This window comes from Variovorax sp. GW821-FHT10B04, from assembly GCF_059415645.1.
On sequence record NZ_JBWKNQ010000007.1, the window covers coordinates 265,546 to 278,120 of the forward strand.

9 protein-coding genes are annotated in these 12,575 nt (G+C 69.2%); 1 reads left to right on the forward strand and 8 read right to left on the reverse strand.

The window, feature by feature from the left end; translation table 11 throughout:
• Positions 1–16: 16 nt before the first annotated feature.
• The 3 genes from AC07PZ_RS19170 to AC07PZ_RS19180 are packed head-to-tail and all read right to left on the reverse strand — an operon-like array spanning position 17 to position 2,669.
• Entirely contained in the window at positions 17–1,000 is a 984-nt protein-coding gene (locus AC07PZ_RS19170) for a Bug family tripartite tricarboxylate transporter substrate binding protein (protein ID WP_495296721.1), read from the reverse strand.
• Positions 997–1,515 carry a hypothetical protein gene (locus AC07PZ_RS19175; protein WP_495296722.1) on the reverse strand — a complete coding sequence of 173 codons (519 nt, stop codon included), beginning with the start codon at positions 1,513–1,515 and terminating at the stop codon, positions 997–999. Before AC07PZ_RS19175 ends, AC07PZ_RS19170 begins: the two co-directional genes overlap by 4 nt.
• An 8-nt stretch (positions 1,516–1,523) precedes the next feature.
• Positions 1,524–2,669, reverse strand: coding sequence for an aminotransferase class V-fold PLP-dependent enzyme (locus AC07PZ_RS19180; RefSeq protein ID WP_495296723.1), 1,146 nt, complete (start codon positions 2,667–2,669; stop codon positions 1,524–1,526).
• 35 nt (positions 2,670–2,704) lie between these two features.
• Between AC07PZ_RS19180 and AC07PZ_RS19185 the strand changes: the two genes are divergently transcribed.
• Entirely contained in the window at positions 2,705–3,397 is a 693-nt protein-coding gene (locus tag AC07PZ_RS19185; protein WP_495296724.1) for a Crp/Fnr family transcriptional regulator, read from the forward strand.
• Positions 3,398–3,548: 151 nt separating this feature from the next.
• Here AC07PZ_RS19185 and uvrA read toward each other — a convergent pair whose 3' ends face one another.
• The 5 genes from uvrA to AC07PZ_RS19210 all read right to left on the reverse strand — a co-directional run bounded on the left by uvrA (position 3,549) and on the right by AC07PZ_RS19210 (position 12,573).
• Positions 3,549–9,431, reverse strand: coding sequence for an excinuclease ABC subunit UvrA (gene uvrA, locus AC07PZ_RS19190; protein ID WP_495296725.1), 5,883 nt, complete (start codon positions 9,429–9,431; stop codon positions 3,549–3,551).
• A 112-nt stretch (positions 9,432–9,543) separates the two neighbouring features.
• Positions 9,544–9,693: a hypothetical protein gene (locus AC07PZ_RS19195; RefSeq protein ID WP_495296726.1), complete on the reverse strand. Its 150-nt coding sequence runs from the start codon at positions 9,691–9,693 to the stop codon at positions 9,544–9,546.
• A 109-nt stretch (positions 9,694–9,802) separates the two neighbouring features.
• Positions 9,803–11,497 carry an MFS transporter gene (locus tag AC07PZ_RS19200; RefSeq protein ID WP_495296727.1) on the reverse strand — a complete coding sequence of 565 codons (1,695 nt, stop codon included), beginning with the start codon at positions 11,495–11,497 and terminating at the stop codon, positions 9,803–9,805.
• A gap of 144 nt (positions 11,498–11,641) precedes the next feature.
• Positions 11,642–12,283, reverse strand: a complete 642-nt coding sequence (locus AC07PZ_RS19205) for a 2-hydroxychromene-2-carboxylate isomerase (RefSeq protein WP_495296728.1) — start codon at positions 12,281–12,283, stop codon at positions 11,642–11,644.
• Between the two features lie 38 nt (positions 12,284–12,321).
• Positions 12,322–12,573: a DUF1289 domain-containing protein gene (locus tag AC07PZ_RS19210; protein WP_495296729.1), complete on the reverse strand. Its 252-nt coding sequence runs from the start codon at positions 12,571–12,573 to the stop codon at positions 12,322–12,324.
• Positions 12,574–12,575 lie beyond the last annotated feature (2 nt).

Sequence of the window (12,575 nt, forward strand, 5' to 3'; positions counted from 1 at the left end):
GTCCGTCCCGCTGCGGCTACTGCGGCTTGAAGCCCGAATCGCGGATGACCTTGCCCCAATGGCGCGTGCCGTCCGCCACCCACTGCTGCACCTCCTTGCCGGGAACGGGCGCGACCTCGTTGCCCATCTTCGCGAGCCGCTCCTGCACGTCGGGCTGCATCAGCACGCTGGCGACGGCCTGGTCGAAGCGATCGCAGAAATCCTGCGGCATGCCGCGCGGCCCGAAGAAGGCGAGCCAGGGGTTGTCGATGCCGCTGAAGCCGAGTTCCTGGAAGGTCGGTATCTCCGGCGCGATCTTGTTGCGCGCCGTGCCCGAGGTCGCGAGGATGCGGACCTTGCCCATGCGCTGGTGCTCGATGAGCTCGGTCATCGACGCGATCGCGATCGGCACCTGGCCGCCCAGCAGATCCTGCACCAGCGGCGCACCGCCCTTGTAGGGCACCGAATTCATCGGCACGCCGTAGGCGCTGCCGAGGATCTGGCCGATGAACTGCGGCACGCTGCCGGCGGCCGGCACGCCGTAGTTCGCCTCGTTCGGATGCGCCTTCACCCAGGCGCCGAGTTCGGCCATGCTGGTGACGCCGGTGCTGTTGGAGACGGCCAGCACGTTGTAGTAGCGCGCCACGCCCGACATCGCGGTGAAGTCGGTCACGGCGTTGTAGTTGGCCGAAGCGATGGTCAGTGGAATGATCACCTGCGTGTGGTCGATCGACAGCATCACGGTCGACCCGTCGGCCGGCGCGGCCTTGAGCTGCTGCGCCGCGATCTGGCCGCCTGCGCCGGGCTTGTTGTCGATGATGAAGACCTGCCCGTCCATCGCCTTGCCGAGCTTGTCGACGATGGCGCGCGCCACCACGTCGGTGGCGCCGCCCGGCGGAAAGCCCACCAGCACGCGCACGGTGCCGGTGTAGGGCTTGGCACCCGCGCGCAACGGCCAGGCCGCCAGCGATGAAAGGGAAAGGCCGGCGGCAAGCGCCTGGCCGAATTGACGTCGCTTCATGGTCGAGAACTCCTGGGTGAATCGGATGGGGTGCGGTTGGATTCGGTGTGGGCGGCCGCCGCTGCGGCGATGGCGAGGCGGCCCTGGATCAGCAGCACTTCGACCTCGTGGCAGCGCACCAGGCGCAGCCAGCGCGCGTCGTCCATGCCGGGGTCGCGGGCGGCGTGCAGGGTGACGCGGCAACGGGCGGCGCCGGCTGCAGCAGCCGGCATCGGCTCGATGGTGGCCAGGATGCGCGGCGTGAGCGCATCGGGCGCGCCGCCGACGTGGTAGTCGACGCGCAGCCGCGCCGCATCGCCGACCGGCCGCACCCAGCCCGGCTGGTCGTCGAACAGCGACCGCCCGCGCACGACGCCGTCGCCGGCCGGCTGCGTGTCCCACGCGCCCAGCGCCCAGGTGCCGAGCTGCAGGCCGTCGGCCAGGAAGGCGAAGGCCTGCGGCGCGGGCACGTCGCACAGCACCGAGGCGCGGTGCACGCCGGGGCCATCGGGCAGGGTGTCGAGTGCGTGTGCCATGGGGCGTGTCAATGCGTGAGCCGGTGCAGCGCGCGCAACGCGCCGACCACCTCGTCGGCCGTGTTGTAGAAGTGCGGCGCGATGCGGATCACGTCGTTGCGCGCCGACACCACGTAGCCCGCCTGCAGCATCCGCGGCTCCAGTTGCGCGGCACCGGGCACGCGGATCGCCGTGTTGCTGCCCTTGGCCGCCGGGTCCGCCGGACTCGCGACCTCGAGCCCGAGCCGCGCCGCTTCGTCCAGCGCGACCGCCGACAGTTCCGCCAGATAGGCCTGGATCGCGGGCACGCCGATCTCGTTGAGCAGCGCCATGCTGGCGCGCGCCACGGCCGCGCACATCATCGGCGGCGTGCCGGTGTTGAAGCGCGCGGCGCTGTCCGCGAAGTCCAGTTGCGTGGGCGAGAACGCGAACGGGTTCACGCGGCCGAACCAGCCCGTCACCGCGGGCGTGAGCTGCCGCGCGAGCTCGCGCCGCACATAGAGAAAGGCGATGCCCGGAATGCCCAGCAGGTACTTCTGCGCGCCGGCCGCGAGGATGTCGATCTGCTGGGCGCCCACGTCGATCGCCACCGCGCCGGCCGACTGGTACGCATCGACGAACTGCAACGCACCGTTCTCGCGCGCGGCCTGGCCGGTGGCGGCAATGTCGACCAGCTGGCCGTCGTAGAAGCAGGCATGCGATACCGAGACCAGCGCCGTCCGTGCGCCGATGGCCTGGGCGATCCGTTCGCTGGTGCCGATGCTTCCGCGGTTGCCCGCCTGCGCTTCGACGAAACGGATCTGCGCGCCGCGCGGCTGCTGCGCGAGCCACACATGGCACAGCGAGGGGAAATCGAGCGTGGTGGTCACGATCTCGGGCCGGTCCGTGCCGAAGCGCAGCGCCGAGGCGATGCTCGACGCCGCGTCGGACACGCTGCCCAGCACGGCGATGTCGTCCGCATCGGCATGGATCATGCGAGCGAACTCGGCGCGGGCCAGCGCGACCTGCTCCATCCAGTAGCCCCAGTCGGCGCCGCGCTGCTGCCAGACGGTCAGGTAGTCGTCGATCGCCTGGCGCACCGGCAGGCTCAGGGCGCTCTGCGAGCAGCTGGACAGCTGCGCGGTCTCTGCGAGGATGGGGAACAGTTTCCGGTAGGAGGTGAATGGATGCGTCATGAAGTCGCCTCGCGCTGCGGCGAGGATCTGTGGCTGTGAACGGTGGCATGCCGGCCGCGGCCGTGCCGTCGGCATGGATCGAGGTGCCTCACATGGGTTGGGACGCGCTGACGCGCGGCGGCGCGCGCACGGTGCGCTTCGACAAGGGCCAGACCGTGTTCTCGCAAGGCCAGCCGGTGCACCACGTGCATGTGGTGCGCGAAGGCCGCGTCCGGCTCGTGCTGCTGTCGGCCGCAGGGCACGAGAAGCACATGGCGATCGTCGGGCCCAACGGCCTCGTCGGCGAGTGCAGTGCCTTTCTCGACGGCCGGCACTCGGTCACGGCCATCGCGTCGTCGGACGTCGTCACGCAGCAGGTCGAACTCGACCAGTACAGGCATTGCCTCGAGAACGATCCGCAGAGCCTGCGGCAGGCGATGTGGCTGGTGGGCGTGAAGCTGCGTGTGCTCGCCAACCAGAACCTGCTGCTGAGCCAGGCCACCGCGGCACAGCGCGTCATCCACCACCTGGTGCAACTGGCCGACACCTACGGCGAACGCACGGCGGACGGCGTCGTGATCGGCATTCCCTTCACCCACCAGGAGATGGCCAACATCGCCGGCCTGAGCCGGGTGATGACGTCGAACGTGCTGGCCGAACTGCAGGCCCAGGGCCTGATCGCCAAGGCCGGTGCGCATTGCGTGGTGCGCGATCTGCCGGCGCTGCGCGGACGCACGGCCGGGGTCTGACGCGTTGGCCGGGGGGATGGTGCGCAGGGCGGTGGTCACGCGGCCAGTCTAGGAAGACCGCGCGGCGCCGTATGTCAAGCCGTTTACAACGGCTGAGATTCAGGTCCGGGTCGGGCGACTGGCACCCGCCCGGCCCGCGGCTGGGTCAGGCTCAGCGCGCCAGCACCGGCGCGAGCGCCACGCCGGTGTGCGTCCCGAGCCGAACCACCTCCTCGGGCGGTGCGGCCGCCACCACGCGGCCACCACCGTTGCCGCCTTCAGGCCCGAGGTCGATCAGCCAGTCCGCCTCGGCGATCACGTCGAGGTCGTGCTCGATCACCACCACGCTGTGGCCGCCGTTCACCAGCCGGTGCAGCACGTGGATCAGCTTCTCGACGTCGGCCATGTGCAGGCCGACCGTCGGTTCGTCGAGCACGTACAGCGTGTGGGGCGCCTTCTGGCCGCGCCGCGTGACGTCGTCGCGCACCTTGCTGAGTTCGGTGACCAGCTTGATGCGCTGCGCCTCGCCGCCGCTCAGCGTCGGCGACGGCTGGCCGAGCGTGAGATAGCCCAGCCCCACGTCCTTCAGCAACTGCAGCGGGTGGCTGATGTTCGGCATGCTCGCGAAGAAATCGACCGCCTCGTCGACCTCCATCTGCAGCACATCGCCGATGCTCTTGCCGCGCCAGCTCACGGCCAGCGTCTCGGGGTTGAAGCGCGCGCCGTGGCAGACCTCGCACGGCACCTTCACGTCGGGCAGGAAGCTCATCTCGATGGTGCGCACGCCGGCACCTTCGCAGCCCGGGCAGCGGCCTTCGCCGGTGTTGAAGCTGAAGCGCGCCGGGCCATAGCCGCGCGCCTTGGCTTCGAGCGTGTCGGCGAATAGTTTGCGGATGGTGTCCCAGAAGCCGATGTAGGTGGCCGGGCAGCTGCGCGGCGTCTTGCCGATCGGCGTCTGGTCGACCTCGAGCACGCGGTCGATGGTCTCGTAGCCGTCGACCCCGCGGCAGCCGCTCCACGCCGGCCGCTTGCCGGCCGCATCGCTGTCGCGGCCGGCCTTGGTCATGCGCTGGACCACGATCGCCTGCACGTTGGCCAGCAGCACGTCGCGCGCCAGCGTCGATTTGCCCGAGCCGCTCACGCCGGTGATCGCGACCAGCCGATGCAGCGGCAGCGTGGCGGTCACGTCCTGCAGGTTGTGCAGGTCGGCGCCGCGCACGGTCAGCCAATCGGGCGCATCGGGCTCGGGCATCGGCACGAGCCGCCGCGCCTGCAGCGGATGCCGGATCGCATCGCGCAGGTAACGCCCGGTCTGGGAGTCGCCGGCGGCCTCGATGTCCGCCACGGTGCCTTCGGCGACCAGCCGGCCGCCACGCTTGCCCGCGCTCGGGCCGATGTCGATGATGTGGTCGGCGCGGCGGATCGTATCCTCGTCGTGTTCGACCACCACCAGCGTGTTGCCCTTCTCGCCGAGCTTGTGCAGCGCGTTGAGCAGGATGCGGTTGTCGCGCGCATGCAGGCCGATGGTCGGCTCGTCGAGCACGTAGCACACGCCCTGCAGGTTGCTGCCGAGCTGTGCCGCGAGCCGGATGCGCTGCGCCTCGCCGCCTGACAGCGTCGGTGCGCCGCGGTCCAGCGTGAGGTAGCCCAGGCCGACCTCTTCCAGGAACTCGAGCCGGCTCTTGATCTCGGGCACGAGGTCGCGCGCGATCTCGGCCTCGCGACCGACCAGCGCCAGGTCTTCGAACCATTGGCGGATATCGGTCACGCTCATGCGCGCGATCTCGGTGATGCCGATGCCGCCGCTGCCGTACGGCCCCGAGCCGGCCGACCCGAATGCACCGGCCGGCGTCTCCGGATGGGCCGATGCGGCGAAGCTCACAGCGCGCGCCGTCGCATTCAGCCGCGTGCCTTCGCAGGTCGGGCAGACCGCGTCGCCGACATCTTCCGCCTCGGGTTCGGCAAAGGTCTGCTCGCGGCCCTTCTGGTCGTCGGCCAGCACCGAGTCGTCGTAGACCTTGCGCTGGTCCTTGGTCAGCTTGACGCCGGTGCCCACGCAATCGGGGCACCAGCCATGCTTGCTGTTGTAGCTGAACAGGCGCGGATCGAGCTCGGCATAGCTGGTGCTGCAGATCGGGCAGGCACGCAGTGTCGAGAACACCTGCGTGCGGCCGATGCCCGCGGTCGGCAGGCCGGCCAGCATGGCTTCCTCGAGGCCGGCGAGCTCGCTCATCACGTGCACCACGCCCTTGCCATGTTCCAGCGCCTTGGTCAGCGACGCACGCAGCAACGGCTCGTTCTCGGCCGACACGTCGAGGCTCGCCACCGGCAGCTCGATGCTGTGTTCCTTGAAGCGGTCGAGCCGCGGGAAGTTGGTGGTCGGCAGAAAGCCGTCATCCACCCGCAGGTGCGTAAAGCCGCGCGGCCGCGCCCAGTCGGCCAGTTCGGTGTAGACGCCCTTGCGGTTGCTCACCAGCGGCGCCAGCAGGCCGATGTGCTGGCCCTTGAAGTTGCGCAGCAGTTGCGCCGCGATGCTGTCGGGCGTCTGCGGCTGCACGGCCGCGCCGTCGTGGATGCAGTGCTGCGTGCCGAGCTTGACGTACAGCAGCCGCAGGAAGTGCCAGACCTCCGTCGTGGTGCCGACCGTGCTCTTGCGGCCGCCGCGCGACAGCCGCTGCTCGATCGCCACCGTCGGCGGAATGCCGTAGACCGCATCGACCTCGGGCCGGCCCGCAGGCTGCACGATGCTGCGCGCATAGGCGTTGAGCGATTCGAGGTAGCGCCGCTGCCCTTCGTTGAACAGGATGTCGAAGGCCAGCGTCGACTTGCCCGAGCCGCTCACGCCGGTGACCACGCTGAACTTGCCACGCGGGATGTCGACGCTGAGGTTCTTCAGGTTGTGCTCGCGCGCATTGACGATCTGGATCGCGTCGCGGCCCATCGCGGGCAGCGCACGCGGCTGCGGTTCGCGCGCCGCATGGCGCGACGGGCCGAGCGCGAGCTCGTAGTCGCGCAGCGCCGCACCGGTGGCGGTGCCGGTCATCTCGCGCACGTGTTCGGGCGTGCCGACCGCGACCACCTGGCCGCCGCCGTCGCCGCCTTCGGGGCCGAGGTCGATCAGCCAGTCGCTCGCGCGGATCACGTCGAGGTTGTGCTCGATGACGACCAGCGAATGTCCGGCGTCGAGCAGCTTGCGCAGCGCGCGCATGAGGCGCGCGATGTCGTCGAAGTGCAGGCCGGTGGTCGGCTCGTCGAACAGGAACAGCGTGCCCTTGCGCGCCACCGATTGCCGGCTCGCCGTGCCGTTCTTCGCCGCCTCGGCCAGGAAGCCAGCGAGCTTCAGCCGCTGCGCCTCGCCGCCCGACAGCGTCGGCACGGGCTGGCCGAGCTTCACGTAATCGAGGCCGACGTCGACGATCGGCTGCAGCACGCGAACCACGTCGCGGTCGCCGGAGAACATCGCCACGGCCTCGGCCACGGTCAGGTCGAGCACATCGGCCACGTTGAGCAGGCGGCCGCCACGCTCGACCCTGACCTCGAGGATCTCGGGCCGGTAGCGCTGGCCGTCGCAGTCGGGGCAGCGCAGGTACACGTCCGACAGGAACTGCATCTCGACATGCTCGAAGCCGGAGCCGCCGCAGGTCGGGCAGCGGCCGTCGCCGCTGTTGAAGCTGAACTTGCTCGCGGTGTAGCCGCGCTGCCGCGACAGCGCCGCGGTCGCGAAGATCTCGCGCACCGCGTCCCAGGCGCCGACGTAGCTGGCCGGGTTGGAACGCGCGGTCTTGCCGATCGGCGACTGGTCGACGAACACGACGTCGCTCAGGTGGTCGGCGCCGAGCAGCCGGTCGTGCAGGCCAGGCGATTCGGTCGCCTTGCCGAAGTGGCGCATCAGCGCGGGCGCCAGCACGTCCTGCACCAGCGTCGACTTGCCCGAGCCGCTCACGCCGGTCACGACGACCAGGCGCTGCAGCGGGAAGTCGACCGTCACGTCCTGCAGGTTGTGCTCGCGCGCGCCTTCGAGGATCAACCGCGGCGTCGCGTCGGTCACGGCGCGCTTGAAGCCCATGCCGATCTGCTTGCGGCCGCCGAGGTAGTCGCCGGTCAGCGTGGCGGCGTTGCGCAGTTCGTCGGTCGTGCCGTCGAACACGATCTGCCCGCCGCGGATGCCGGGGCCGGGGCCCATGTCGATCACGCGGTCGGCGGCCAGCATCACGGCCGGGTCGTGCTCGACCACGACCAGCGTATTGCCGGCGTCGCGCAGCCGCAGCATCGCCTGGGTGATGCGGTCCATGTCGCGCGGATGCAGGCCGATGCTGGGCTCGTCGAGCACGAACAGCGTGTTGACCAGCGAGGTGCCGAGCGCCGTCGTGAGGTTGATGCGCTGCACCTCACCGCCGCTCAGCGTGCGGCTCTGGCGGTCGAGCGTGAGGTAGCCGATGCCGACATCGTGCAGGTAGCGCAGGCGGGTGGTGATTTCTTCGAACAGGAGCTTGAGGGCCTGGGTGTCGCCGGTGTTCGCTGCGGGCGGAAGACCCTCACCCCGGCCCTCTCCCGCGAGCGGGAGAGGGAGCAAGTCGGATGCATCTGCGACCTGTGGCGCGGGCGGCGTCCCGCTCCCTCTCCCGCTGGCGGGAGAGGGTTGGGGTGAGGGCTGCTGCAAATCGAAGAACCGCCGCAGCCGCTCGATCGGCAACATCATCAGGTCGTGCAGGCACAGCCCCGGCAGCGCCTCCAGCTGTTCACGCGACCACTTCACGCCGACCGGCATGAAGCGCTTCGACGGCGCCAGCACCGCGTCCGCGTCGGCCTTGCCGCCGATGCGCCACAGCAGGCTGTCGAGCTTGAGCCGCGCACCGGCGCAGGTCGGGCACGGCGTGTAGCTGCGGTATTTCGACAGCAGCACACGGATGTGCATCTTGTAGGCCTTGCTCTCCAGGTAACCGAAGAAGCGCCGGATGCCATACCACTGCTGGTTCCACTTGCCCGTGTAGTTGGGCGAGCCCTCGATCACCCAATGCTGCTGCTCGGCCGTGAGCTTGGCCCAGGGCGTGTCGCGCGGGATGCCGGCCGTCTCGGCGTGGCGCATGAGGTCGTCCTGCGCTTCCTTCCAGGCCGGCGTCTGGATCGTCTTGATCGCACCGGCGCGCAGCGTGAGCTTGTCGTTCGGGATCACGAGGCCGAAGTCGACGCCGATCACACGGCCGAAGCCGCGACAGGTCTCGCAGGCGCCGACCGCCGAGTTGAACGAGAACATCGAAGGGATCGGGTCGCTGTAGCGGATGTCGCTCTCCGGGCAGTGCAGGCCCGTCGAGAATTTCCAGACGGTGGGCTCGGCGCCCTCTTCCGCCGGGATCGCGTACACGGTGAGCCGGCCAACGCCGCGCTTGAGCCCGGTTTCGATCGCCTCCAGCACGCGCACGCGCTCGGCGCCTGCGAGCCGGAAGCGGTCGGCCACCACGTCGAGCACCTTGCGCGGGCCGGTCGGCGTCGCGACCTCGCGCTCGGCCTGCACGCGCGTGAAGCCGCTGGCCGACAGCCACTGCGTGACCTCGTCGGGCGTGGTGCTGGCCGGCAGCTCCACCGGGAAGGTCACGACGATGCGCGGGTCGCCCGCTTCGGCGGCGCGCTCCATCAGCGTCGCGTAGATCGTGTCCGGCGAATCGTGCCGCACCGGCAGCGCGGTGTCGCGATCGAACAGCCGGGCCGCGCGCGCATAGAGCAGCTTCAGGTGGTCGTTGAGCTCGGTCATCGTGCCGACCGTGGAGCGCGAGGAACGCACCGGATTGGTCTGGTCGATGGCGATCGCGGGCGGCACGCCCTCGACCTTGTCGACCGCCGGCTTGTCCATGCGGTCGAGGAACTGGCGTGCATACGCCGAGAAGGTCTCGACGTAGCGCCGCTGCCCCTCGGCGTAGAGCGTGTCGAACACGAGGCTCGACTTGCCGGACCCGCTGGGCCCGGTGACCACCGTCATCTCGCCGGTGCGGATGTCGAGGTCGATGTTCTGGAGGTTGTGCTGGCGTGCGCCGCGAATCCGGATGGAGCCCTGTGTCATGCGTGCCTTGGGGGTGGGGCAAACATTCTAGGCACCGCTTCGCGGCACCGCCGTGGCAGGGTCTTGCGCAGCTGGCTGTCGGTCCGGCCCTACGGCCGGGCCGGCCTGGGCGTCATTTCGGCGCGCTGGCCGCCGGTTCCGGCGCGTGGAGCGCGTCCGCCCCGTGCTTCTCGCCTCCCATGTCGACCTTGTCGCCGGCTTTCATGATCACGAACAGGGCAAGGGCGGCGAAAAGGACGAAGCCGACGGCGATTTTCCACATGCGAGAAGTCTCCTGGTTGTAAAGCGGTTCAAGAAAAAGGCCTCATGCAGCCAGGGCGGCATGAAGCCTCTTTGTTGAACGGAGGGCAGTGCCCTCCGCAAAGGGTCGGTCAGTCGTTCGCGTAGATGTCGACGTCTTTCGTCTCGCGCACGAAGAGCGTGCCGATGACCAGCGTGACGCCCGCGATGATGATCGGGTACCAGAGGCCGTTGTACATGTTGCCGGTCTGCGCCACGATCGCGAAGGCGGTGGTCGGCAGCAGGCCGCCGAACCAGCCGTTGCCGATGTGGTACGGCAGGCTCATGGAGGTGTAGCGGATGCGGGTCGGGAACAGTTCCACCAGCATGGCGGCGATCGGGCCGTAGACCATCGTCACCAGCAGCACCAGCCAGAACAGCAGCAGGACCATCATCCCCTTGTTCATCTTGGCGGGGTCGGCCTTGCTCGGGTAGCCAGCGGCCTTCAGGTCGTCGCCCACGCCCTTCTTGAACGCGGCGATTTCCTTGCTCGAACCTTCGTCGAACTTGGAGTTCACGACGTTGCCGATCGGCGCCTCGACGGTCTTGTCACCGATCTTCACGACGGCCTTGGAGCCCGGCGCGCCGGCGATGTTGTCGTAGCTGACCGAGTTCTGCACCAGGTAGCGCTTGGCGATGTCGCACGAGCTCTTGAAGTCGATCTCGCGTGCCACCGGGTTGCCCTGGAACGAGCAGGTCGCCGGATCGGCGGTCACCGTCACGCCGGCGGTGGCCTGGGCCTTCGCGAGGTCGGGGTTGGCGGCTTCGGTCAGCATCTTGAAGACCGGGAAGTAGGTCACGACGGCCAGCAGGCAGCCGGCCATGATGATCGGCTTGCGGCCGATCTTGTCCGACAGCGTGCCGAAGACCACGAAGAAGGGCGTGCCGATCAGCAGTGCGGCCGCGATCATCAGGTTGGCCGTGGTGTTGTCGACCTTGAGCTGCTGCGTCAGGAAGAACAGCGAGTAGAACTGGCCCGAATACCAGACGACGGCCTGGCCGGCGGTCAGGCCGAGCAGCGCGAGGATCACGATCTTCAGGTTCTTCCACTGGCCGAAGGACTCGGCGAGCGGTGCCTTCGACGTCTTGCCTTCGGCCTTCATCTTCTGGAAGGCGGGCGATTCCGACAGCGTCAGGCGGATCCACACCGAAATGCCCAGCAGCAGGATCGACACCAGGAACGGAATGCGCCAGGCCCAGTCGGCAAAGGCGGTTTCACCGAGGCCCACACGCACGCCCAGGATCACCAGCAGGCTCAGGAACAGGCCGAGCGTCGCCGTGGTCTGGATCCAGGAGGTGTACGCACCGCGCTTGCCGTGCGGCGCATGTTCCGCCACGTAGGTGGCCGCACCGCCGTACTCGCCGCCGAGCGCCAGGCCCTGCAGCATGCGCAGTGCGATCAGGATCACCGGCGCCGCGACGCCGATGGTCGCGTAGCTGGGCAGCAGGCCGACGATGAAGGTCGACAGGCCCATGATCAGGATCGTTACCAGGAAGGTGTACTTGCGCCCGATCATGTCGCCGAGCCGGCCGAACACGATGGCGCCGAAGGGCCGCACCAGGAAGCCGGCCGCGAAGGCCAGCAGCGCGAAGATGAAGGCGGCGCCCGCATCGAGACCGCTGAAGAACTGCCGGGCGATGATCGGCGCGAGCGATCCGTACAGGTAGAAGTCGTACCACTCGAACACCGTGCCGAGGGACGAGGCGAAGATGACTTTCTTCTCCTCCGAGGACATGGGCCGGGGAGCCGCGTGCGGCACTCCTCGCGAATCCAGTGTGGCTGCCATTGTTGTCTCCTAAGAATTGTCGGACCCTGTCGTGGGACCGTTCCTCATTCTTGGAGCGGCGACTGACCCGAGCCTTTCGCCAAACTGAACCGAGACTGACGGTTTAGGGTGAAACCCGCGCGATCGTTTTCAGTATGCAGAAATTCATCGCCGCGGCGGCAACATCGACGGCCGGGAGGCCGCGTCGGTCCACTGCGGGCTGACGAACCACGGGTCGTCTTCGACGGCCGCGCGCAGCATCGGCAGGCTGTCGAAACCCCAGAAAACGAGGCCGTCGACCGCGAAGGCCGGCAGCCCGAACATCTCGCGCGCCACGGCCTCGTCGGTGTTGGCACGCAACTGCGCCTTGGCCTCGTCGCCAGCCCCGTCGCGCACCTGCGGCAGGCGCGCCGTGAGCGCCGCCAGCCGCGCGGCGTCGCCCGCATCCGCGCCGCCGCGCCAGACCTCGCGGAAGATCGTCTCGGCCACGTGGCGGCTGATGCGGCCGTCGTGCGTGGTGCCGAGCGCCAGCCGCAGATGCGGCAGCGGGTTGTAGGGATGCGACGCCGGCATCTCGATCGGGATGCCGTGCTGGTGGCCGAGCCACAGCACCTGGCGGTAGGTCCAGATGCGCTTGGCCGGGATCTCGGCGGGCGCCAGCTGGCCGTGATGCTTGATCAGCGCGCCGAGCAGCACCGGCTTGTAGTCGACGCTGTAGCTCAGCCCCTCGAGCGCTTCCGGCAGCCGTTCGAACGCCAGGTAGGCGTAGGGCGAAATGAAGTCGAGGTAGAAGGTGATGTGCTTCATGCGGGTGTCTCCGTCTCGTTGTCCGTCATGCCGAGGCGCTACTCGGTGAATGCCCACAGGCCGGGCTGCGCGCGCACGGCGATCGCCTGCCAGGTGCGGCGCTTGGCCGCGTCGTCCATCCGGCTCCATCCGGCGATCTCGTCGATCGTGCGCAGGCAGCCGTCGCACAGGCCGCTGCCCGCATCCATGCGGCAGACCGAGCTGCAGGGCGATGGCACGTCCTGTGCCAGCGACTCGACCGCGACCGCGCGATCCGCGAGCCGGTGCAGCGCGTCGCGCGTGGCCGCCATGG

Coding starts and splice junctions, on each gene's coding strand:
- AC07PZ_RS19170 (WP_495296721.1), bottom strand. CDS start 1,000: ATGAAGCGACGTCAATTCGGCCAGGCGCTTGCCGCCGGCCTTTCCCTT.
- AC07PZ_RS19175 (WP_495296722.1), bottom strand. CDS start 1,515: ATGGCACACGCACTCGACACCCTGCCCGATGGCCCCGGCGTGCACCGC.
- AC07PZ_RS19180 (WP_495296723.1), bottom strand. CDS start 2,669: ATGACGCATCCATTCACCTCCTACCGGAAACTGTTCCCCATCCTCGCA.
- uvrA (WP_495296725.1), bottom strand. CDS start 9,431: ATGACACAGGGCTCCATCCGGATTCGCGGCGCACGCCAGCACAACCTC.
- AC07PZ_RS19195 (WP_495296726.1), bottom strand. CDS start 9,693: ATGTGGAAAATCGCCGTCGGCTTCGTCCTTTTCGCCGCCCTTGCCCTG.
- AC07PZ_RS19200 (WP_495296727.1), bottom strand. CDS start 11,497: ATGGCAGCCACACTGGATTCGCGAGGAGTGCCGCACGCGGCTCCCCGG.
- AC07PZ_RS19205 (WP_495296728.1), bottom strand. CDS start 12,283: ATGAAGCACATCACCTTCTACCTCGACTTCATTTCGCCCTACGCCTAC.
- AC07PZ_RS19210 (WP_495296729.1), bottom strand. CDS start 12,573: ATGGCGGCCACGCGCGACGCGCTGCACCGGCTCGCGGATCGCGCGGTC.